A 20990-nucleotide genomic window follows, 5' to 3' on the forward strand; every position below is an offset into this window, starting at 1 on the left:
ATGTGCAGGCAGGGCATCCCCCTGTGGCAGCCGACAAGCTCCGGGATGGCCGGATGTATCGCATGCCGGTGGGATTCGGGCCCTCGGTCGGCCCGCGTCAGGGCCCGGACGGCACGAGGTTCAACGGTGAGTGGGCACGCACCGCGACGGCGCACGTGTCCTATCGCACCGAGGCAGACGCCCTCGCGAGCGTCCTCCCGCCGGGATTCGCTCCCGCCGCGGACCCCATCGTCCGCGTCCAGACCCTGCAGAACACCGACTTCGCCTGGCTGGCGGGCCGCGGCTACAACTGGACGGAGGTGCTGTTCTCCGCGACTTACCACAGCGAGAAGGGCCCCGTCTCCGGTGACTTCGTCGCCGTGATGTGGGAGAGCAAGGCGGATCCGATCATCCCGGGACGTGAGGAGCTCGGCCTGCCGAAGCTCTTCGCCGACGTTCCCGACGTCCGGTCCGTCAACGGTCGCTCGTTCTCCACGGCCAGCTGGGACGGTTTCCAGTTCATGGAGATGACCCTGGAGGACCTGGTGGTCGGTCCGTGGCCGACCGAGAAGGAAGCCGACGCCGTCACCACCAGCCTCGGCCTGGGCGGCTCCGAGGGACGTCCGCGTCTCTACTACAAGTACATGCCCCGCACCGGCGACTGGGCGAACCCGGACGTCGCCTATGTCACCGTCGCTCCCGCCAGCAACTACGAGGTCAAGGTCCTCGAGTCGTGGACCGGCGACGGTGTGGTCGCGTTCAACCGGGCGCGATGGGAGGATCTGCCGACCTTCTGCAACATCGTGAACGCGATCGCGGATCTGCCGGTCCTGGAGTTCACGGGCGCCGGCTTCTCGCGAGCGCTGGTCGCGTTCAACGACCTCGCCGACAGCCAGCACATCCTTCCGTAGCGGACCGCGGACGACGTGCCCGCGCCGCGGGCCTCGCTCGAGGGTGTCCTCGGGCGAGGCCCGCAGCGGCGGGCCCGCCTCCGCGCCGCATGGCGGCTGGCGGCCCGCCGCTGCGGGCTCAGAAGGTCAGCAGAGTACGCGCACCCACCGGGTTGTCCAGCTGCTCGAGCGCGCGGTTGACCTCGCTCATCGCGACGGTCTCGCTGAGCAGCGTGTCCAGGTCGAGCCGACCGTCGAGGTACATCCGGCAGTAGAGAGGGATGTCCAGGCGGAAGCGGGTGGAGCCCAACTTCGTGCCCTGCAGTCGCTTCTCCAGGAGAAGCTCGACGGCGGGAATGCTCACCTTCATCTCCGGTCGCGGCACGCCGACCATGGTGCAGGTGCCCATCGTGTCGAGCATCGCGAAGGCCTGCTCGATGGTCGCCTCGAGGCCGACCACCTCCAGTGCGTGGTCCACGCCGACGCCGCCGGTCAGCTCTCGGACGGCCGCCACCGGGTCGTCCTCGGCGGCGTTCACCGTCTCGGTGGCGCCCATGCGGCGCGCCATCTCCAGCTTCTCCGGTATCCGGTCGACGGCGATGATCCGGGATGCGCCCACGAGGCGAGCACCCTGGACCGCGTTGAGGCCCACCCCGCCGCAGCCGATGACGGCAACGGTCTGGCCGGCCTGGACCCGCGCGGCGTGCCGGACGGCGCCGAGGCCCGTGATGCCGGCACAGCCCAACAGGGCGGCCTTGTCCAGCGGCATCTCCTCGGGGAGCCTCACCAGGGTGCGCTCGTGCACGAGCAGCTGCTCGGCGAAGCCGCCCAGGCCGACGAAGGGCTCGACGGGAGTGTCGCCCTGGCTGAGCCGCGGCGGCTGGCCGGCGGGACGTGCGCGGCCCTTGTTCTCGCAGTGGTGCAGCTGGCCGACCTGGCACCAGCGGCAGTGCCCGCAGAAGGAGGAGGCGCAGGTGGCCACGGGATCCCCCGGCCTCACGTAGGTGACGTTGCGGCCGACTGCCTCGACGATGCCGGAGACCTCGTGGCCCAGGACCAGCGGGAGAGGGAGGGGATTGGCGCCGTTCTGCATGGTGCGGTCGGTGTGACACACGCCCGAGGCGACGGTACGGAGGACGACCTCGTCGGGCGCGGGGTCGGCGAGCTCGACCTCCTCGATGGACAGCTCGGACCCGAACTCGTGCAGGACAGCGGCTTTCATGGGTTGCTCCTCGACGCTCTTGCCAGTGCTCCGACGCTACCCTATATTTCTGATCATGAACACCATAGATTCTTCGGAATCGTGCGTCCCTCCGAGGACTCGGGCGTGGTCCATGATGAGTGCAGGAACAACGGGAGGAGCGTTGTGAGCGGTGCCCCCGAAGGCGTACACGTCGAACGTCGCGGTGACGCCCTGTGGGTAACCATCGACCGGCCGGAGCGACGCAACGCCTATGACCTGACGATGGCGCAGCGAATGATCACGGCGTTCGAGAGCGCCGTCGACGTCGACGCGGTGGTTCTCACCGGCGCGGGCGGTGCCTTCTGCGCAGGCGGCGCCCTCGACCAGCTCGGTGAGCCCGATCCGGCTCAGCTGCGTGAGCTGTTCACCGCCTCGTGGCGGCTGGTGGACGCGATCCGCTCCTGCCCGCGTCCGGTGATCGCCGCCGTGGACGGCGCCGCGGCGGGTGGCGGCAACGAGCTCGTCGTCGCCTGCGACTTCGCCATCGCGACACAGCGCTCGACCTTCGGTCAGACCGGGCCGAGGGTCGGCTCCGCGCCGGTGCTCGGTGCCACGCAGGTGATGTCGGTGCAGATCGGCGAGAAGCGCGCCAAGGAGATGGCGATGCTGTGTCGGCGCTACTCGGCCGAGCAGGCGCTGACGATGGGCCTCGTCAACGAGGTCGTCGCGGACGGCGAGCTGGCCGAGGCCGTCGACCGTTGGCTCGGCGAGATCCATCAGCTCAGTCCGCGCTATCTGGAGATCGCCAAGGTGTCCTCGAACCTGTGGTGGAACGCCGCGCGCGCCGACATGCACGCCGGCGTCACCAGCCTGATCCAGGCGATCGGCAGTGAGGACATGCGCGAGGGTGCGAATGCCTTCCTGGAGAAGCGCCGACCCGACTTCCGCGGCCCGCGCCGCGACCCGAACGACACGGAGCCACGATGACCTTCCGCCACTACCGCGACCTCGACCCCACCTTCGCCGACCGCTCGCAGTGGGCACTGCCCACGGTGCTGCGCCACCACGCCGCCGAGCGCGGCGACGCGATCTGGCTGGACGCGCCCGAGGAGGGCGCGACCTGGACCTACGCCCAGATGCTCGCCGCCGGTGAGGCGGTCGGCCGCTCCTTCCTGGCCGCCGGTGCCCGCCAGGGCGACCGCGTGGTGCTGGTGGCCGCGAACTCCTCGCGGTTCGTGCGCACCTGGATCGGTACGGCGATGGCCGGCCTGGTCGAGGTGCCGATCAACACCGCCTACGAGCACGACTTCCTGGCCCACCAGGTCGGCACGGTCGAGGCGAGGCTGGCCGTCATCGACGACGTCTTCGCCGAGCGGTTCGTCGCCATCGCCGGCGCGGCCAAGGACATCACGAAGTTCTGGGTGATCGACACCGGCAGCCAGGACAAGGCGATCGCCGTCCTCAGGGAGCACGGTTGGCAGGCGGCTGCGTGGGATGAGCTCGAGAAGCCCGTCGAGGGCGTCGATCTGCCCGTCGTCCGGCCGCAGGACCTGGCCTCGGTGCTGTTCACCTCGGGGACCACCGGACCGTCCAAGGGCGTCGCCATGCCCCATGCGCAGATGTACTTCTTCGCCGACGAGTGCGTCTCGCTGGTCCGCCTCACCGCGGACGACACCTGGATGGCGCTCACCCCCCTGTTCCACGGCAACGCCCAGTTCATGGCCGCCTATCCGACCCTCGTCGCGGGCGCCCGCTTCGTCGTCCGGAGCCGATTCTCGGCCAGCCGATGGATCGACCAGATCCGCGAGAGCCGGGTGACGGTCACCAACTTCATCGGCGTGATGATGGACTTCGTCTGGAAGCAGGATCGCCGCGAGAACGACGCGGACAACCCGCTGCGCTGCGTGTTCGCGGCGCCGACGGCGTCCTCGATCGTTGGCCCCATGAAGGAGCGCTACGGCATCGAGGCGTTCGTCGAGGTCTTCGGTCTCACCGAGACGTCCGCCCCGATCATCAGTCCGTACGGCGAGGACCGCCCCGCCGGCGCCGCCGGCCTGGCTGCCGTCGACTGGTTCGACGTCGAGCTGGTGAACCCGGAGAACGACGAGCCGGTGGCGGTCGGTGAGGTCGGCGAGCTGGTGATCCGGCCGAAGGTGCCGTTCATCTCCTCGATGGGCTACTTCAACATGCCCGACAAGACCGTCGAGGTCTGGCGCAACCTGTGGTTCCACACCGGTGACGCGCTGAGGCGGGACGAAGACGGCTGGTTCTACTTCGTCGACCGGTTCAAGGACGCGCTGCGTCGTCGTGGCGAGAACATCTCCTCCTACGAGATCGAGACCTCGGTGCTGGCCCACCCCGGCGTCGTGGAGACCGCTGTGATCGCCGTCCCGGCCTCGACGGAGGCCGGCGAGGACGAGGTGATGGCCTACGTGATCCTGGCCGAGGGAGCCGACCTGACCCCCGAGGAGCTGTGGGAGCACTGCGACGGCCGGATACCGTCGTTCGCGGTGCCGCGGTTCCTGCGCTTCGTCGACGATCTCCCGAAGACCCCTCCCAGCGGGTGCAGAAGGCCAAGCTTCGTGAGCTCGGTGTCACGGAGGACACCCACGACCGTGCGGCGGCCCGCTGACGTGCACCCCTACCGCACCGTCCTGTTCGTCCCGCGCACAAGCCGGAGTGGGCGGCGAAGGCGGCCGCGTCCGGCGCCGACTGCGTGGTCCTCGACCTGGAGGACTCGGTCCCGGGCGATCTGAAGGCCTCGGCCCGGGAGATGGCGCGGACGACGCTCGCGGAGCTGCGCGCGCAGCACGCGCGGCTCGGCCTGTTCGTCCGACCGAACGCGCTGGCCACGCGGCTGGCCGGGGCCGACCTGGAGGCGGTGGTCTGTCCGGAGCTCGACGGACTGTTCACGCCGAAGATCGAGGACGGCACCGACGTGCTGCGCTGGGGGACGCTGATCGACTGGTTCGAGGCCCGCAACGGCGCCGAAGGGCTGGAGATGATCGTCCCGGTCGAGATGGTCGGCGCGATCACCAACTGCTTCGAGATCGCCGCCGCCTCGCCCCGGGTCGGCGCGATGATCGGGCCGACCTCCGAGCACGCCGACATCGCCCGCGCGGTCGGATACCGGCAGTCCCCGGAGGGCTCCGAGACGCTCTACCTGCGCAGCAGGATCCTGCTGGCCTGCCGGCAGAACGGACTGCACCCGCTCACCGGACTCTGGGAGGACCTGGCCGATCTCGACGGGTTGCGAGCCTTCGCCGACTACGGACTGCAGCTCGGCTTCCGCGGCCAGGTGATCATCCACCCCTCGCACGTCGCGGTGGTCAACGAGGTCTACACCCCCTCCGATGCCGACATCGCCTACTACGAGGACCTGGTCGCGACTGTCGAGAAGGCGACGGCCGAGGGACACGGTGCCGTGCGCTTCCGGGGCCAGCACGTCGACCTGGCGCACGCCGACAAGGCCCGTGACTGGCTGGCCCACGCGCGCCAGGTCCGCGGCGAGGCGTGATGGACTACACCCCTGATCCCGTCCACGAGGACATCCGCCGGGCGGTACGGGCGCTGTGCCAGGCGTTCCCCGACGAGTACTGGCTGGAGCGCGACGAGAGGCACGAGTTCCCCTGGGAGTTCTACGCGGCCATGACCGAGGGTGGCTGGCTCGGCCTGACCGTGCCCGAGGAGTACGGCGGCGGGGGATGGGCGTGACCGAGGCCGCGATCGTGGAGCGCGAGATCGCCGCGTCCGGTGCCGGCATGGGCGGCTGCAGCTCGGTCCATATCGGCATCTTCGGCTTCGAGCCGATCCTGCAGCATGCGAGCGAGGACTTGAAACAGCGGTTCCTGCCGCGGGTGCCGAAGGGGGACCTCCAGATCTCCTTCGCCGTCACCGAGCCCGACGCCGGAACCGACACGACCGCGATCTCCACCTTCGCCACGAAGGTCGACGGCGGGTGGTCGGTCAGTGGCAAGAAGGTGTGGATCTCGAATGCCCGCCAGGCGGAGCGGATGCTGCTGCTGGCCCGGACCACGCCGAAGGACCGGTGCGAGCGGAGGACCGACGGCCTCACCGTGTTCTTCGCGCCGATGGATCGCGAGCGGGTGACCGTTCGGCCGATCCCGAAGATGGGCCGCAACGCGGTGGACAGCAACGAGCTCTTCATCGACGAGCTGTTCGTCGCAGACGAGGACGTCGTCGGCGAGGTCGGCCGGGGGTTCGAGGTGATCCTCACCGGCCTCAACGCCGAGCGTGTGGTCGCCGCCAACGCGATGCTCGGCATCGGCGAGGCCGCGCTGCGCCGCGGCGTCCGGTACGGCCGGGAGCGGGTCGTCTTCGGTCGTCCGATCGGACAGAACCAGGGCCTGGCCTTCCAGCTCGCGGAGGCGAAGATCCGGCTCGAGGCCGCCGACGCGGTTCTCCGCAAGGCGACCTGGATGGTCGATCGGGGTCTGCCCTGCGGCGCGGAGGCGAACTATGCGAAGTGGCTCTGTGCCGAGGCCGGCTATCAGGCGGCCGACGTCGCGCTGCAGGTACACGGCGGCATGGGCTACAGCCGCGAGTACCACGTGGAGCGGTACTTCCGCGAGGCGCGCCTGATGCGGATCGCACCGATCAGCCAGGAGATGGTCCTCAACTACGTGTCCGAGCACGTGCTCGGCCTGCCCGCAGCTACTGACGCGACAACACCCACCCGAGGAGCAAGCGTGCGCGGTCTCTACTTCGAGGAGTTCGAGGTCGGCAGGGTCTACAAGCACGCGTTCCGCCGCACCGTCACGGAGATGGACAACGTCCTCTTCACCTCGTTGACGATGAACGTCGCGCCGATCCACCTCGATGCCGAGTACGCCAGGTCGACGATCCACGGCCGGCCGCTGGTCAACAGCCTGTTCACCGTCGCCCTGATCGGCGCCTTCCACGTGCCCGAGCTGACCATGGGCACCACCCTGGGCAACCTCGGCTACGAGGAAGTCCGGTTCCCGGCGCCGGTGTTCCACGGGGACACCCTGCGGGGCGAGACCACGATCCTCGACAAGCGGCTGTCGAGCAGCCGCACCGACTCGGGCATCGTCTGGTTCGAGCACCGCGGCTACAACCAGCGGGACGAGCTGGTGATGACCTGCAGGCGCGCGGGGCTGATGTCGGTGATCCCGGACGGTGGCATCCCCGAGGACTGAGCGGTGATCAGACCTCGGCGGCGAGGCCCCGAACCTCCTCGCCCCACCGCTGCACCGCCTCCAGGCAGGCTGTCAGTGACGACGCCGGAGGGCGCAGCACCGCCGTGGTGGCGCCGGCCTCGCTCAGCGCGGCAAGAGCATCGACGTGCTGCTCGAGCGGCGCGTCGAGCGCCAGCCGGGCGTCGCCCGGTACGTCGACCTGGACGGTGAGCGAGCTCGGCTCGCGCCCGGCCTCCTCGGACCGGGCGTGAAGGTCCGCCACGCCGGCAGCGAGCCCGGCCAGGTCGGACAGCGGCGCGGTCCGGTTCCCGGCGCTCCAGCTCGCGTCGTAGATCATCGGCGACCATCCGTCGCCGACGGTGGCCGCTCGTCGACGCGAGGCCGCGCTGTTGCCGCCGATCAGCAACGGCAACCGGTCCTGCACCGGGTCGGGATCGAGCACCACCGTGCCGTGGTAGCCGTCGTTGACGACCGGGTGATCATGGGCTCCCCACGCGCTGCGCAGCAGGGACAGGCAGGCGTCGACATCCTCGTTGCGGCGGGCGAAGTCCTTGCCCAGGACGCTGAACTCCGAGCGCAGGTAGCCGGCGCCGACGGTCATCGAGAGCCGACCGTCGCTGAGGCGGTCCACGGTGGTGGCCTGCTTCAGCGTGAGCCACGGGCTCCGGTAGGGGAGTACCGCGAGGTAGGTGAGCAGGTGGATCCGATCGGTGACGCCGGCCACGAATGCCAGGGCGGTGAGGGGGTCGAACGCCCCGTGCCCGCCGTGGTCGACCCACTGCCGGCTCGGTGCGGGGTGGTCGGCGAAGCCGATCGCGTCGAATCCCGCTGTCTGCGCCGCGCGGGCGACGGCGAGCGTGCCCGCAGCGTCGCTGAGCCCGGGTGCGCACGCGGGCTCGGCGAGCGGGTGCAGCAGGACGACCCGCATCAGGCGTGCGAGCCGCGCCAGGCGAGTGATCCACCGTCGACCGCGACCGTGGTGCCGGTGAGGAAGGTGGACTCGTCGCCGGCCAGGAACGCTGCCACGTTCGCGACCTCCTCGACGCTGCCGGCGCGAGGGATCAGGTGCGAGGCGGTGAGGAACCGGTCCAGCGCCTCCTTGTCGTCGGCGGCCTCGATGAACTGGCGGCGCATGGGGGTGTCGGTCGTGGCCGGACAGAACGCGTTCACCCGGATGTCGGGAGCCAGGTCGATCGCCGCGACGCGGGTCAGCTGCAGAACGGCCGCCTTGGAGACGCAGTAGGCCGGGTGCTCGGGATAGCCGGTCATGCCGGCGACGGAGCCGGCGTTGACCACCGCGGGGTTCCGCGTGGAGGCGCGCAGCAGGGGGGCCGCCGCCTTGGTGGCCATCCACATGGCCTTGAGGTTCACGTCCATCACCGCCGTCCAGGTGTCCAGCGTCAGCGACTCGATGGTGGTCTGGCCCTGCAGCAGGGTGTCGGTGATGCCGGCGTTGTTGACCAGCACGTCGAGCCCGCCCGCCGCGTCCGCGGCGTCGTGCACCATCTGCACCACCTGGTCGCCGTTCCGGAGATCGACCTGCACGAAGGTGGCCGTGCCGCCCAGGCCCTCGAGCAGGCGCACCGTCTCCGCCCCGTTGTCCGCGTCGAGGTCGGCCACCACCACGTGGCCGCCTCCGCGACGGACGAACTCCTGGGCGATGGCACGGCCGATGCCCTGGCCGGCGCCGGTGATCAGGCTGGTCTTGTTCTGCACGATTTCCTCGTTCCTGGGTTCGGATGGTCGGCGGTCGTCAGGAGTCGACCGCGATCGGGAAGGTGTCGAGGCTCTCCGGGATGTCGGCGGAGGCCGGCTCCTCGTCGGGCCAGCGCATGCGGAGGTGGTCGACGAAGCTCGTGGCCAGCTGGTCCGCCGGGACGGCGTACATGAACCGCAGTCGCCGGTGGGCGAACATCCAACGGCGGTCTTGACGGACGTAGTCGTCGTAGTAGCGGTAGCCGGCCACCATCAGCGTCCCGGCGTAGGCGAGCTCCGCGTGACCGGTGACCACGCCCGTGGCGCTGTCGCCGGCGAGCTCGATCACGTGGGTGTGGGTGACGTGGTTGCTGGTGCGGTACTTGTGCATGTTCGCCAGGTAGAAGGCGCGGAGATCGGCGTGGCCCTGCACTGGGGAGCCGCCGATCTCGAAGATGCCGTCCTCGGCGAAGAACGGCGTCAGCCGGTCGATGTCGTCGTCGTCCCGCGCGATCGAGTACAGGGCGACCAGGTTCCGGATCGCCTCCTTGTCGCACAGCTCGGCGACCGTCGCCGCGAGATCGTCGGCGCTGGTGAGCTCGGCAACGCTGGTGGCGGCCAGGTAGTCCACGGCTCAGTCCTCCTCGAGATAGTGCGTGCCCAGGGCGGTGACGCTCGCCGTCAGGTGAGGGCGCAGCGGCAGCGTCCCGAGCCGGCGGTCCAGGTCCTCGGCGTCCTGGGCACGCCAGACACTGACGGTCGCGGGGCGACCCTCGACCCGCCACATGCGCTGGATGACGCCTGTGCGCTTGAGCTCGAGGGCGGTCTCCCGTTCACGGGCCAGGAGCTCGTCACGCTCCTGGACGGGGACGGACTCGGCATCGAAGACCAGCTCGACGAGAAACTCCACCGGCACTCCTTGCACTCTGGGAAGCGTGACGCCTACCATACTATTTATGAACACCGTTATCAGCAACTCGCCCCCGGTGGCGACGGCGACCGGGCGTGGGATCCGCCGGATGCCGTTCGGATTCGGACCGACGGTCGGGCCTCGCCAGGGGCCTGGTGGCAGGGACTTCAACGGCACCTGGTCCAAGAACACCACCCTGTCGGTGACCTACTACTCCGACCCCGAGAAGGTCGGTCGGCTGCTGCCCCCGGGCTTCGAGCCCTCCCCGGACGGTCGGGTCACGGTGCAGGCGCTCTTCAACACCGACTTCGCGTGGCTCGCCGGTCGTGGCTACAACTGGGTCGAGGTCCTGTTCGGCGCCACCTACCGGGGTGCCGAGGACGTCGCCGAGGGCGACTTCGTCGTGGTCATGTGGGAGAGCATCCCCGATCCCGTGCTTCCCGGCCGCGAGGAGCTCGGCCTGCCCAAGATGTTCGCCGAGGTGCCGCCGTGGCAGGTGGCCGGCGGCAGCACGACGGTGCAGGCGTCCTGGGAGGACCGGGAGTTCTGTCGGATGACGCTGAACGGTCTCGAGTTGGCTCCGTGGGATCTCGCCGCGGAGGCGGACGCGGTCCCGGCCAAGGGTGGTCTGACGGTGGCCGGAGGCAGTCGGCTGTACTACAAGTACATCCCACGGACGGGGGAGTGGGGCCAGGCCGATGCTGCCTACTGCACCTGCTCGCCGCCGGCCAACTACGACGTGAAGCTGATCGACTCCTGGCAGGGAGCCGGTTCGGTCGACTTCACCCCGGCGACCTGGGAGCAGATGCCGACGCTCTCCCACATCGTCAATCCGCTGGCCGAGCTGCCAGTTCTCCGACAGGGGGAGGCTCGGATGTCCCGAGTGCTCCTCGCCTTCAACGATCTCGCCGACCAAAGGATCCTGCGATGACCATCTCCCCACCCACCGGCTGCCCGGTGAACCACACCGACTTCACCCCGGCCAAGCCGGCGTTGTCGTACTGGAAGCTGCTCGATGACCTTCGCGAGGAGGCGCCGATCATGTGGAACGACGCTCACGGCGTCGGCTTCTGGATGGTCCAGCGTCATGACCAGGTGCTGGAGGTCATGCAGCAGCCCAAGCTGTTCAGCAACGACGTGATCCAGGCGATCAATCCGCGTGAGGACGCCATCTACTTCCTGCCGAACATGCTCAACGCACCTGAGCACAACGACATGCGCAGGCTGCTCAACCGCTGGTTCTCGCCCGCTGCGGTCCGCAAGGCCGAGCCGCTGATGGTGGAGCGGGCGAACTCGCTCATCGACGAGCTCATCGGCGAGGGCCGTCACGAGATGATGACCGGCTTCGCGATGCGCTATCCGACCGACCTGCTGCTGCAGATCCTCGGGATGCCGGTCGAGGACGGTCCTCAGATGGTGCAGTGGGTCGAGGCCATCTTCGGCGGCGCGTTCGGGGGCGAGGGTGGGCACGCCGCGGTCGACAAGATCAAGGCCTACTTCGCGCCCGCCTTCGAGGAGCGGCGGAAGAACCCGGGCGACCCGGAGACGGACTTCCTCACCTACCTGCTGCAGACGCCGATGGGTGACTCGCTCCTCTCGGACGAGGACCTGCTCACGGTCTGCATGACGATGATGACGGCCGGTCTCGACACGACCCGGAGCGCGCTCGGCTACATCTTCCGCGATCTGGCGCTCAACGACGACCACCGCACCTACGTGATCGAGAACACCGACCGGCTCCCCGACGTCGTCGAGGAGTTCGTGCGGCTGCACAACCTCATCATGCAGCCGGGGCGTGAGGTCACCGAGGACGTCGACTTCCACGGTGTCCACATGAAGAAGGGCGATGTCGTGTGGATCGGCATCGCCCAGGCCTGCCGCGACCCGCGGGAGTTCGCCGACCCGACCACGTTCGACCCGGACCGGGACAACCTCGGCAAGCATCTTGGATGGGGTGCGGGGGGCCACCGCTGCATCGGCATGCACCTGGCCCGCCACGAGATCGTCGTGGCGCTGCGCGAATGGCACAAGCGGATTCCCGACTACCGGGTGGTCGATCCCGACGGCCTGATGGAGCGCGGGGTCCAGCTGAGCCTGCAGTCCATGGAGCTGGAGTGGGACCGGCGCTGACCTGTGGCTGTCCACACGAAGGGGGATCGCGTGATGCGCGGTCCCCCTTCGTGTGAGAAAACCGGGATTGATGCGCATGAATGATTGACAACGATGAATATGGTGAGCATGATTACCGCAAGTGACCTAGACCACAGGGAGTATGCAGCATGAGCCAGCGCTTCGAAGGACGTACGGCTCTCGTGACCGGTGCCGCGAGCGGCATCGGCCGGGCAAGCGCTCGGCGGTTCCACGCCGAGGGCGCCTCCGTCGTGATCGCGGACGTCCAGGAGGACGCCGGCGCGGCCGTCGTCGACGAGCTGGGCGATCGGGCCGTCTTCGTCCGCACCGACGTCAGCGACGAGTCGTCGGTCGCCGCGGCCGTCGATGCCGCCGTCGCCACGTTCGGTCGTCTCGACGTCCTCTATGCCAACGCCGGCGTGATGGGCGCACTCGGCCCGATCTCCAAGCTGCGCGCCGAGGACATCGAGTCGACCATCGCGATCAACCTGCGCGGTGCCATCTACTCGATGAAGCACGCCGTCCGCGTGATGCAGCCCCGAGGCTCCGGCGTCATCCTGGCCACCGCCAGCCCGGCCGGGCTGGTGGGCGGTGTCGGACCCCATGTCTACAGCGCAACGAAGGCCGGCATCATCGGACTCTGCCAGTCGGTGGCCGCGGAGATCCGGCCCTACGGGCTGCGCGCCAATGCCATCGTTCCCGGGTCGATCCTCAGCCAGATGACGGCCGACATCTCGACCGGCCAGGTGAAGGACCTCGACGCGGCCTCGGTGGCGCTGAAGGACAGCGATCTGCTCGACCGCAACGGTCTGCCCGAGGACATCGCCGCCGCGGCGGCCTTCCTGGCCAGCGACGACGCCCAGTTCGTCACCGGCAGCACCTTCAACGTCGACGCGGGCTACACCCATGCGCCCGGCGACTCCCCGTTCGCCCGCGGTGAATGGGCGGAGCCCATGGGGATGTACGAGGGCGGTCGTCACTCCTGAGGTCCGTGCAAGACCACTGCTCCACCCGCGTCGTCCGACGCAGAAACCCGAGAAGGAGAACAACAATGCAGTTCACGAAGCACGCCCGCAGAATGGGCGTGGCTCTGGTCATGGCGGTGACTCTCTCGGTCGCCACCGCCTGTGGGTCGTCGGGCGATGACGAGGGCTCCGAGGTCTCGGCCGCTGATCTCGATGCCGTGCGCGCCTTCATGGAGCCCTTCTACGAGCAGCCCACCGAGATCCCCAACAAGACGCCGATCGACAAGCCCATCCCGACGGGCAAGAACATCGTCTTCATCGGCTGCGGCACCTCGACCTGCAACCTCGAGGCGGACATCATCGAGCAGGCCACGGACGCGCTGGGCTGGGGCTTCTCGAATATCGCGAATGACGGCACACCCGAGAAGGTGAAGGCGGCCTGGGCCCAGATCCTGCGGACCAAGCCGGACGGTGTGATCTACTCCGCGACCGACCGTGCCGTGTTCGACCAGGAGCTGCGACAGGCGGCCGAGGCGGGCATCCAGGTCGTCGCGTGCTGCACCACGGACGAGCCCGACGACGCTCTCAAGTACGTCATCGTCGGCTCCGAGCAGAACTTCGAGCCTGGCCAGCTGATGGCCGGCTACCTCATCGACCAGAGCGACGGCAAGGGCGACGCCGTGTGGGTGGACGTCTCCGCGTTCAAGATCCTCCAGCCGCTCAGGGAGGGCTTCGAGCAGACCTATGAGAAGTACTGTCCCGACTGCAAGGTCGACGTCATCGACATCCCGGTGACCGCCCTCGGCAAGGACGTCCCGGACCGGATCGTCGGATACCTTCGTGCGAACCCGAACGTGAAGAACGTGGGCCTGTCCATCGACGGTGCTCTCGGTGCCGGTCTGCCCGCGGCGCTCAAGGCCGCCGGTCTCAACGACATCCGGGTGATCGGCGACGGCCCCGACGAGAACACGCTGCAGTACATCGACAGCGGCCAGCAGTCGGCTACCGTCACCTTCCCCTACTACGAGGCCATGTTCGCCCAGGTCGACGCACTGGCGCGGCTGTTCGCGGGCGTGCCGCTCGAGGACACCTCGGTCATCCCGAACTGGGTCGTCACCAAGGAGACCCTGCCGACGGCCTCGGAGATCTTCCCCGTCGTGGAGGATGTCAAAGAGCAGTACTTCAAGCTCTGGGGCGTCAACTGATCCACGGACCCGCTTTCCGTCCTCGTGCCCGGCCCCGACAGGCCGGGCACGAGGACCGGGAGGACCGGAGAGGAGTCGGCGATGGCCGCTGAGCGAACTGTCGTCATCACAGGCGCAGGGTCCCCCGGGGGATCGGCCGCGCCACGGCTGATCGGATGGCCGAGCAGGGCTGGGCGGTCGCCGTCGTGGACCGAGACGCCGAAGGGGTCGACGCGGTCGTCGCTGCGCTGGCGGCGCGCGGAGCCGCGGTGCTCCCCGTCGTCGCCGACCTGACCGATCCGGAGGCCGTTCGCGCCGCGGTGGATGTCGTCGGAGACAGGCTTCCCCCGGTCCAGGCCCTGGTCAACAATGCTGGCATCACCGACCCGACGCCGTTCGCCGACACCAGCGTCGAACGCTGGCGTCGGGTCTTCGCCGTCAACGTGGAGAGCCAGTTCCACACGACGCAGGCGTTCCTCCCTGGCATGGTCGCGCAGGGGTGCGGACGTGTCGTGACGGTGTCGTCCGCGGCCGGTCAGCGCGGCGGGGGATACTTCGGGGGCGTGCATTACAGCGCGAGCAAGGCGGCGGTGCTGGGGATGATCAAGGCCCTGGCCCGCGAGTACGCCGGCACCGGGGTCACCTTCAACGCCGTCGCGCCCGGCTCGATCGCGACGGACATCACGGCGGGCGCGCTCACCGACGAACGACGGGAGGCCATCATCGCGGCGACCCCGGTACGTCGTATCGGCGAGGCCGCCGAGGTCGCCGCGGTGATCGCGTTCCTGTGCTCGTCCGAGGCCGCCTTCGTCACCGGCGCCACCTACGACGTCAACGGCGGCTCGCACATCCACTGATGCGGATGGGCGGGGCGCCCGTCCGGCGCCGAGCCGGATCCGCTCAGCTGCCGCTCCACCGGGGTGTGCGCTTCTCCACGAAGGCGAGAGCCCCCTCCTTGGCATCCGCGGACTGGCGGACCGGATCGACGAAGCGCTCCTGCCGGTCGAACTGCTCGGCGAGCGACCAGTCCGCCGACTGCACCAGCACCTGCTTGGAGGCGGCCAGCGCCAGCGGCGCGTTGGCGGCGACCTCGTCGGCCAGCTCGAGCGCGACTTCGAGGGCGCTGCCCGGCTCGGCCAGCCGATTGACCAGATGGCTCTCGGCGGCCTCGGTCGCCGGCCACATCCGTCCGGTCAGCACCAGCTCCATCGCCAGGTGGTAGGGGATCCGGTGCTGCAGCCGGAGCAGGCCGCCCGCGGCCGCGGTCAGGCCACGCTTGACCTCGGGCAGTCCGAACTTCGCCGCGGAGGACGCGACGACCAGGTCGCACGACAGCACGATCTCGAAGCCCCCGGCCAGCGCGTAGCCCTCGACCGCCGCGATCAGCGGCTTGGTCGGCGGCTGCTTGACCAGGCCGGCGAAGCCCCGGCCCTCCACGACCGGACGCTCGCCGCGGGCGAAGCCCTTGAGGTCCATGCCGGCACAGAAGGTGCCGCCGGACCCGGTGATCACCGCCACGCTGAGGTCGGCCCGGTCATCGAGCAGCTGCAGGCCGTCCGCGATCTGCTGGGCCATCGCCAGCGACATGGCGTTCTTGGCCTCGGGACGGTTCATCGTCAGCACGAGCACCCGACCGCGTTCCTCGACGAGCAGCTCGGCGCCGGTCATCGGGGGCTCATCCGGATCGCACCGTCGAGGCGGATCGTCTCGCCGTTGAGGTAGGGGTTCTCGACGATCTGCTGGGCGAGCATCGCGAACTCGTCGGGCTGGCCGAGGCGTGCCGGATGGGGCACCTGCGCGCCGAGGCCGTCGCGGATCTCCTGCGAGAAGCGAGCCAGGATGGGGGTGTCGAAGACGCCGGGCGCGATGGTGTTGACCCTGATGCCCTTGGAGGCCAGGTCGCGGGCGGCGACCAGGGTCATGCCGACGACCCCCGCCTTCGCCGAGGCGTAGGGGATCTGGCCGATCTGGCCCTCCCAGGCGGCGACCGAGGCCGTCAGCACGCATACGCCGCGCTCGCCGTCGGCCGGCTCGTTCGCGGCCATCCGGGTGGCGGCCAGGCGGAGCACGTTGAAGGTGCCGACCAGGTTGATGTCGATCAGCTGGCGGTAGAGGTCGAGGTCGCCCGCGGACCCGTCCCGGTTCACGAGCCGGACGGTGCCGCCCTTGCCGGCGCAGTGCACGAGGGCGCGCAGCGGACCGTGCTCCCCGGCGACGTCGAGCGCCGCCTCGACGCCCGCGGGATCGGTGACGTCGCCGACGGCGGACGAGCCGCCGATCTCGTCGGCGAGCTCCTTGCCGAGCTCCTCGTTGAGGTCCAGTACGACGACATGGGCTCCCGCGTCGGCCAGGCGCCGGGCGGTGGCGGCCCCCAGGCCGGACGCGCCGCCGGTGACGAGAGCCGAGGCTCCGGTGAGGTTCACGATTCCTCCAGGGTCGAGAGCGGTCAGAGCCGCTCGATGATGGTGGCGTTCGCCATGCCGCCGGCCTCGCACATGAGCTGCAGGCCGTAGCGCTGGTCGTTGTCCTCGAGCGCGTGGAGCATGGTCGTCATCAGCCGCGCCCCGGATGCGCCGAGCGCGTGGCCGAGGGCGATCGCGCCGCCGCGCGGGTTGACCCGGGCCGGGTCGACGTCGAACTCGGCGAGCCAGGCCAGCGGCACCGGCGCGAACGCCTCGTTGAGCTCGACGTGTTCGATGTCGCCGAGGTCGAGACCCGACCGGGCGAGGACCTTGTGCGTAGCGGGAATGGGCCCCGTCAGCATGAGCAGCGGGTCGTCGCCGACCACGGCCATGGCGTGGATCCGTGCGCGTGCGGTCAGACCGAGCTCCCCGGCGCGTCGGCGCGACATGACGAGCAGGGCGCTGGCCCCGTCGGTGATCTGGGAGGAGTTGCCCGCGGTGATCGACCAGTCGATCTCGGGGAACCGCTCGCTCAGCTCGGGCGTCCTGAAGACGGCCTCGAGGCCGGCGAGCCTCTCGGCGGTGGTGCCCCGGCGGATGGTCTCGTCGCGGTCCACCGTGCCTGCGGGTGTGTCGATCGCGATGGCCTCGCGGTCGAACGCTCCGGTGTCCTGGGCGCGCGCCGCCAGCTCGTGGCTGCGCGCGGAGTACTCGTCCAACTCCCCGCGGGAGAGCCTCCAGCGGGCTGCCACCAGCTCGGCCGCCACGCCTTGGGAGACCAGGCCCGGGGCGTAGCGCCGGGCGACCCGGTCGCCGTACGGCTCGGCCCCCATGCGCGCCGAGCCCATCGGCACCCGGCTCATCGACTCGACCCCGCCGGCGACGACGACGTCCGCCTGGCCCGCGGCGATCGCCTGGGCCGCGAAATGCACTGCCTGCTGGCTGGATCCGCACTTGCGGTCGATCGTCGTCGCGGGCACGTGCGCGGGAAGGCCTGCACCGAGCCAGGCCATCCGGCCGGGCGTGGCGGACTGCTCGCCGACCTGCGAGACGCAGCCGACGATGACGTCGTCGACCGTGCCCGGGTCCAGGGCCGGTGAGCGCTCGAGCAGCGTCTGCAGCGTCTGGGCGAGCAGGTCGACCGGGTGGACGTCCGCCAGCGCGCCCCCCGCCTTCCCTCGCCCGCTGGGTGTGCGCACGGCATCGACGATCACGACATCGGTCTCCGGGTACTTCGTCACCGTTAATGCTTATCATGATTCGCATGGTGTGTCACGTGGGCTTGACACGCACCCCTGCTGAGAATCTAGGATAATGATTACAACTGTGGAGGAGGATGTTGTGGTGGACGACGGGTATGCGGAGATCCGGCAGCTCGCTGCCAAGGTGGCCCGTGAGGTCTACGGGCCGGTGGCTGAGGAGATGGACGTCAACCGCACGCCCGTGTCGCGCGAGCAGCGGATACAGCTCGGCGGGCTCGGCTTTCTCGGCATCGCCCACCCCGAGGAGTACGGCGGATCGGGCGCGCCGTTGGCGCACGCACTGGCGGTCGTGGAGGAGTTCGGGAAAGTCTGCCGTCCCGCCGCCTTCCAGGTCTTCGAGGCCAACACGGGCCCGGCCCAGGTCATCAATCATCTCGGCACACCCGAGCAGAAGCAGCGGTGGCTGCCCGCGATCATCTCCGGAGAGAAGACGATGGCGGTCGGCATCTCCGAGCCGGACGCCGGCTCTGCTGCGACCGACATGCGGACGACGGCGAAGCTCACCCATGGCACCGTGGTGGTCAACGGCAGCAAGCGATGGATCTCCAACGGCGGCGAGGCCGATCAGTACGTCGTCTACTGCAGGCTCTCGGATGCGCCCGCAGCCAAGGGCATCGGCGCCGTGGTGGTCGACAAGGGAACGCCGGGATTCACCTTCGGCGCCAGCGAGCGGCTGATGGGTTTTCGTGGCATCCCCTCTGCCGACCTCTATTTCGACAACGTCGAGGTGCCCGAGGAGAACATCGTGGTGCCGGCCGGTGGCTTCGGCCAGCTGTTCGGCGTCTTCTCCATCGAGCGGATGGGGAACACCACGATGAGCCTGGCCATCGGTCAGGCCGCCCTCGACAAGACGCTGAAGTACGTCGAGGAGCGTGAGCAGTTCGGCAAGCCGCTCATCGAGTTCCAAAGCGTCCAGGTGATGGTCGCCGACATGGTCCTGCAGGTGGAGGCCGCCCGTCTGCTGCGCGACCAGGCGGCGGCCTCGGTCGACTCCCGGGGCATGCCCGACTCGCTCAAGGTCTCGCTGGCCAAGTGCACCGCCAACGAGATGGCGAAGCGGGTCACGGACATGGCGATGCAGATCCACGGTGGGAACGGCTACACCGAGGAGTACGGCCTCGAGCGGCTGCACCGCGACGCTCACGGATGGGCCGTCGCCGGGGGCACGCCGACGATGCAGCGGATCCGGATCGTCTCCGAGGTGCTCGGCCGCAGGTTCGACCAGCGTCGCTGACCGCTGTCGACTGTGGCTGCCGACCGCCGCTACTGACTGCCGCTACTGACTGCCGTGACCGCGGCAGGGAGGATGGACCCATGTTCGACCTGAGCCCGGAACACCGGGAGATCCAGGACACGGCCCGCGCGCTCGCCGCCGCCGTCGAGCCGTTCGCCGACGAGGCCGACGAGTTTGTCGACGTCCACCCCAAGGTCCGCGAGCTGCTCGCCGGCAGCGGCCTGGCGCGCCACGTCGTCCCGGCGGCGTACGGCGGCGTCTCCGAGACTCTCGACCCGCTCACGATCGCCGTCGTCCGCGAGGCGCTGATGTACTCATCGGCCCACTTGGACTCGATGTTCGGCATGCAGGGGGTCGGCAGCTACTCGCTCTCCGTCGGCGGCGCCGGGGAGCTCAAGGAGCAGTGGCTGCCGAAGGTGGCCGCGCTGGAGGCGATCGCCGGCCTCGCGCTCACCGAGCCCGACGTCGGCTCGGACCTGCGCGCGATCACGACGACGATGGTCGCCGACGGCGACGAGCTGGTGGTCAACGGCCGCAAGTCGTTCATCACCAACGGCGGCGCCGCCGACTTCTACTGCACCCTGGTCCGCGAGGGCGAGGGCTGGTCGATGGTCCTGATCCCGGCCGACCGTCCCGGCCTCACGATCGAGCGCGGCGCCGACCTGATCGCGCCCCACATCCTCGGCGAGCTGACCTTCACCGACGTCCGGGTGCCGGCGGGCAACCGACTCGGCGTGCCGGGCAAGGCCTTCTCGCTCATGCTCCAGACGCTGGCCGTGTTCCGGGTGACGGTGGCCGCGTCCGGTGTCGGCCTGGCCCAGGCCGCTCTCGACGAGGCGAAGGAGCACGCCCTGACCCGCCAGCAGTTCGGCCGGCCGCTCATCGAGCTCGGCGCCGTCTCCCAGAAGCTCGCCCAGTCCTGGACCGACGTCGAGGCCGCCCGGGCCTTCGTCTACCGCGCGGCGGCCCTGGCCAAGGACGACCCGCTGGGACACCTGGACTACTCGTCGATGGCCAAGGTCCACGCGACCGAGGCGGCGGCGGCGGTGGTCGACCGCTCCGTGCAGACCATGGGCCGGTTCGGGCTGGTCCGCGGCTCCAAGATCGAGCGGCTCTACCGCAACGCCCGCCCGCTGCGGGTCTACGAGGGAGCCACCGAGGTGCTCCTCGACTCGCTGGCCCGTCGGCTGGCCAAGGGAGCGCGTTGATGGACCTCCGGCTGACCGACAGCGTCGTCCTGGTCACCGGCGCCAGCCGGGGCCTCGGTGCGGCGATGGCGCTCGCTCTGGCCGCCGAAGGGGCGTACGTCGTGGCGGCCGCCCGCTCCAAGGACAGTCTGGCCGAGGTGGCGGCCCGCGGCGAGGGACGGATCTCCACCGTCGAGGCGGACATGCGCGACGAGGAGTCCGTGCTGTCGCTGGTCCCCGAGGTGATCGCCCGTCACGGCCGGATCGACGGCCTGATCAACAACGCCGGGATCGCCCCCGCCGGGAAGTTCGCCACCCAGGACCCGAGCATCTGGAAGGACGCGCTCGCGGTCAACGTGGTCGCGCCGATGCTGCTGGCCCAGGCCGCCGGCGTACGGATGATCGACCAGGGGGGCGGCCGGATCGTGAACGTCGCCTCGACCACCGGTCTGCGCGGCAAGCCGTTCCTGGTGCCCTACTCCACCTCCAAGGGCGCGGTCGTGCGGTTCACCGAGGCGCTCGCCGCCGAGTGGGCCGCGAAGAACGTCCAGGTCAACTGCATCGCGCCCGGGGCCTTCGTCACCGAGGCGCAGAAGGCGGTCACGGAGTCCCCCGAGCTGCACGCCAAGCGGATCGCCAAGATCCCCGCCGGCCGGATGGCCGACCCCGCCGAGCTGGTGCCGCTGGCCTGCCTCCTGGTCTCGCCCGTGTCGGCCTTCACCACCGGAGCCACCTTCGTGGTCGACGGCGGCGAGTCCGGCAAGCTCTGATCTCGATCCCTGGAGACGC

At 69.7% G+C, this 20990-nt stretch carries 21 protein-coding genes and 1 pseudogene; 14 read left to right on the forward strand and 8 right to left on the reverse strand.

What is annotated here, in order from left to right:
- Positions 1-62 precede the first annotated feature (62 nt).
- Entirely contained in the window at positions 63-890 is an 828-nt protein-coding gene (locus FIV44_RS21290) for an acetoacetate decarboxylase family protein (protein ID WP_181410744.1), read from the forward strand.
- Positions 891-1008: 118 nt separating this feature from the next.
- Here FIV44_RS21290 and FIV44_RS21295 read toward each other — a convergent pair whose 3' ends face one another.
- Positions 1009-2091 carry a Zn-dependent alcohol dehydrogenase gene (locus tag FIV44_RS21295; RefSeq protein ID WP_141006194.1) on the reverse strand — a complete coding sequence of 361 codons (1083 nt, stop codon included), beginning with the start codon at positions 2089-2091 and terminating at the stop codon, positions 1009-1011.
- On the opposite strand from FIV44_RS21295, the gene FIV44_RS21300 reads away from it, so the two are divergent.
- The 5 genes and pseudogenes from FIV44_RS21300 to FIV44_RS33670 all read left to right on the forward strand — a co-directional run bounded on the left by FIV44_RS21300 (position 2071) and on the right by FIV44_RS33670 (position 7232).
- Positions 2071-3039, forward strand: coding sequence for an enoyl-CoA hydratase/isomerase family protein (locus tag FIV44_RS21300; protein ID WP_219996121.1), 969 nt, complete (start codon positions 2071-2073; stop codon positions 3037-3039). The genes FIV44_RS21295 and FIV44_RS21300 overlap by 21 nt on opposite strands.
- Positions 3036-4808: an AMP-binding protein gene (locus FIV44_RS21305; RefSeq protein ID WP_219996122.1), complete on the forward strand. Its 1773-nt coding sequence runs from the start codon at positions 3036-3038 to the stop codon at positions 4806-4808. Before FIV44_RS21300 ends, FIV44_RS21305 begins: the two co-directional genes overlap by 4 nt.
- Entirely contained in the window at positions 4769-5569 is an 801-nt protein-coding gene (locus FIV44_RS21310; protein WP_246086531.1) for an HpcH/HpaI aldolase/citrate lyase family protein, read from the forward strand. The genes FIV44_RS21305 and FIV44_RS21310 overlap by 40 nt, the downstream gene beginning before the upstream one ends.
- Positions 5569-5861 (forward strand): annotated as a pseudogene (locus tag FIV44_RS33665) (acyl-CoA dehydrogenase family protein); the annotation flags it as partial. The gene FIV44_RS21310 and the pseudogene FIV44_RS33665, both read left to right, overlap by 1 nt.
- A gap of 48 nt (positions 5862-5909) precedes the next feature.
- A complete protein-coding gene (locus FIV44_RS33670; protein ID WP_342778915.1) occupies positions 5910-7232 on the forward strand; it encodes an acyl-CoA dehydrogenase family protein in 1323 nt (440 codons plus the stop codon).
- Positions 7233-7239: 7 nt separating this feature from the next.
- On the opposite strand, the gene FIV44_RS21320 is transcribed toward FIV44_RS33670, so the two are convergent.
- The 4 genes from FIV44_RS21320 to FIV44_RS21335 are packed head-to-tail and all read right to left on the reverse strand — an operon-like array spanning position 7240 to position 9837.
- Positions 7240-8160: a TIGR03619 family F420-dependent LLM class oxidoreductase gene (locus FIV44_RS21320; protein ID WP_141006195.1), complete on the reverse strand. Its 921-nt coding sequence runs from the start codon at positions 8158-8160 to the stop codon at positions 7240-7242.
- Positions 8160-8948, reverse strand: coding sequence for an SDR family NAD(P)-dependent oxidoreductase (locus FIV44_RS21325; protein ID WP_219996124.1), 789 nt, complete (start codon positions 8946-8948; stop codon positions 8160-8162). Before FIV44_RS21325 ends, FIV44_RS21320 begins: the two co-directional genes overlap by 1 nt.
- A gap of 37 nt (positions 8949-8985) precedes the next feature.
- On the reverse strand, positions 8986-9558 hold the full coding sequence (locus FIV44_RS21330) for a nuclear transport factor 2 family protein (protein ID WP_141006197.1): 573 nt from the start codon (positions 9556-9558) through the stop codon (positions 8986-8988).
- A 3-nt stretch (positions 9559-9561) separates the two neighbouring features.
- The gene (locus FIV44_RS21335; RefSeq protein ID WP_181410745.1) at positions 9562-9837 is read right to left on the reverse strand and encodes a muconolactone Delta-isomerase; all 276 of its coding nucleotides are present in this window, start codon (positions 9835-9837) and stop codon (positions 9562-9564) included.
- A 46-nt stretch (positions 9838-9883) separates the two neighbouring features.
- Here FIV44_RS21335 and FIV44_RS21340 point away from each other — a divergent pair, with 46 nt between their 5' ends.
- The 5 genes from FIV44_RS21340 (at position 9884) to FIV44_RS21360 (ending at position 14973) form a co-directional block, all read left to right on the forward strand.
- A complete protein-coding gene (locus FIV44_RS21340) occupies positions 9884-10768 on the forward strand; it encodes an acetoacetate decarboxylase family protein (protein ID WP_181410746.1) in 885 nt (294 codons plus the stop codon).
- Positions 10765-11967: a cytochrome P450 gene (locus FIV44_RS21345; protein ID WP_141006200.1), complete on the forward strand. Its 1203-nt coding sequence runs from the start codon at positions 10765-10767 to the stop codon at positions 11965-11967. Before FIV44_RS21340 ends, FIV44_RS21345 begins: the two co-directional genes overlap by 4 nt.
- Positions 11968-12116: 149 nt before the next feature.
- On the forward strand, positions 12117-12953 hold the full coding sequence (locus tag FIV44_RS21350) for an SDR family oxidoreductase (protein WP_141006201.1): 837 nt from the start codon (positions 12117-12119) through the stop codon (positions 12951-12953).
- 65 nt (positions 12954-13018) lie between these two features.
- Entirely contained in the window at positions 13019-14137 is a 1119-nt protein-coding gene (locus tag FIV44_RS21355; protein WP_181410747.1) for a sugar ABC transporter substrate-binding protein, read from the forward strand.
- Positions 14138-14292: 155 nt separating this feature from the next.
- Positions 14293-14973: an SDR family NAD(P)-dependent oxidoreductase gene (locus FIV44_RS21360; protein WP_219996125.1), complete on the forward strand. Its 681-nt coding sequence runs from the start codon at positions 14293-14295 to the stop codon at positions 14971-14973.
- Between the two features lie 43 nt (positions 14974-15016).
- Here the strand turns inward: FIV44_RS21360 and FIV44_RS21365 are convergent, their stop codons facing one another.
- Genes FIV44_RS21365 through FIV44_RS21375 form a run of 3 tightly spaced genes read right to left on the reverse strand, consistent with a single transcriptional unit; the run spans position 15017 to position 17759 of the window.
- Positions 15017-15784 (reverse strand): crotonase/enoyl-CoA hydratase family protein, encoded by a 768-nt coding sequence (locus FIV44_RS21365; RefSeq protein WP_141006203.1) that lies wholly within the window; start codon positions 15782-15784, stop codon positions 15017-15019.
- The gene (locus FIV44_RS21370) at positions 15781-16539 is read right to left on the reverse strand and encodes an SDR family NAD(P)-dependent oxidoreductase (RefSeq protein WP_141006204.1); all 759 of its coding nucleotides are present in this window, start codon (positions 16537-16539) and stop codon (positions 15781-15783) included. Before FIV44_RS21370 ends, FIV44_RS21365 begins: the two co-directional genes overlap by 4 nt.
- Positions 16540-16562: 23 nt before the next feature.
- Positions 16563-17759, reverse strand: a complete 1197-nt coding sequence (locus FIV44_RS21375) for a thiolase family protein (RefSeq protein WP_141006205.1) — start codon at positions 17757-17759, stop codon at positions 16563-16565.
- Between the two features lie 103 nt (positions 17760-17862).
- Between FIV44_RS21375 and FIV44_RS21380 the strand changes: the two genes are divergently transcribed.
- The 3 genes from FIV44_RS21380 (at position 17863) to FIV44_RS21390 (ending at position 20971) form a co-directional block, all read left to right on the forward strand.
- A complete protein-coding gene (locus FIV44_RS21380) occupies positions 17863-19014 on the forward strand; it encodes an acyl-CoA dehydrogenase family protein (RefSeq protein ID WP_219996126.1) in 1152 nt (383 codons plus the stop codon).
- An 80-nt stretch (positions 19015-19094) separates the two neighbouring features.
- A complete protein-coding gene (locus FIV44_RS21385; RefSeq protein WP_141006207.1) occupies positions 19095-20222 on the forward strand; it encodes an acyl-CoA dehydrogenase family protein in 1128 nt (375 codons plus the stop codon).
- Positions 20222-20971, forward strand: a complete 750-nt coding sequence (locus FIV44_RS21390) for an SDR family NAD(P)-dependent oxidoreductase (protein WP_141006208.1) — start codon at positions 20222-20224, stop codon at positions 20969-20971. The genes FIV44_RS21385 and FIV44_RS21390 overlap by 1 nt, the downstream gene beginning before the upstream one ends.
- Positions 20972-20990 lie beyond the last annotated feature (19 nt).

Origin of the sequence: Nocardioides humi, assembly GCF_006494775.1 — a bacterium.
GTDB classification, from domain to species: Bacteria; Actinomycetota; Actinomycetes; order Propionibacteriales; family Nocardioidaceae; genus Nocardioides; species Nocardioides humi.

Excerpts from the sequence above, each read along its gene's own strand:
- FIV44_RS21290 (WP_181410744.1), top strand. The coding sequence starts at position 63 with ATGCCGGTGGGATTCGGGCCCTCGGTCGGCCCGCGTCAGGGCCCGGAC.
- FIV44_RS21295 (WP_141006194.1), bottom strand. The coding sequence starts at position 2,091 with ATGAAAGCCGCTGTCCTGCACGAGTTCGGGTCCGAGCTGTCCATCGAG.
- FIV44_RS21305 (WP_219996122.1), top strand. The coding sequence starts at position 3,036 with ATGACCTTCCGCCACTACCGCGACCTCGACCCCACCTTCGCCGACCGC.
- FIV44_RS21320 (WP_141006195.1), bottom strand. The coding sequence starts at position 8,160 with ATGCGGGTCGTCCTGCTGCACCCGCTCGCCGAGCCCGCGTGCGCACCC.
- FIV44_RS21340 (WP_181410746.1), top strand. The coding sequence starts at position 9,884 with ATGAACACCGTTATCAGCAACTCGCCCCCGGTGGCGACGGCGACCGGG.
- FIV44_RS21345 (WP_141006200.1), top strand. The coding sequence starts at position 10,765 with ATGACCATCTCCCCACCCACCGGCTGCCCGGTGAACCACACCGACTTC.
- FIV44_RS21350 (WP_141006201.1), top strand. The coding sequence starts at position 12,117 with ATGAGCCAGCGCTTCGAAGGACGTACGGCTCTCGTGACCGGTGCCGCG.
- FIV44_RS21355 (WP_181410747.1), top strand. The coding sequence starts at position 13,019 with ATGCAGTTCACGAAGCACGCCCGCAGAATGGGCGTGGCTCTGGTCATG.
- FIV44_RS21360 (WP_219996125.1), top strand. The coding sequence starts at position 14,293 with ATGGCCGAGCAGGGCTGGGCGGTCGCCGTCGTGGACCGAGACGCCGAA.
- FIV44_RS21365 (WP_141006203.1), bottom strand. The coding sequence starts at position 15,784 with ATGACCGGCGCCGAGCTGCTCGTCGAGGAACGCGGTCGGGTGCTCGTG.
- FIV44_RS21385 (WP_141006207.1), top strand. The coding sequence starts at position 19,095 with ATGTTCGACCTGAGCCCGGAACACCGGGAGATCCAGGACACGGCCCGC.
- FIV44_RS21390 (WP_141006208.1), top strand. The coding sequence starts at position 20,222 with ATGGACCTCCGGCTGACCGACAGCGTCGTCCTGGTCACCGGCGCCAGC.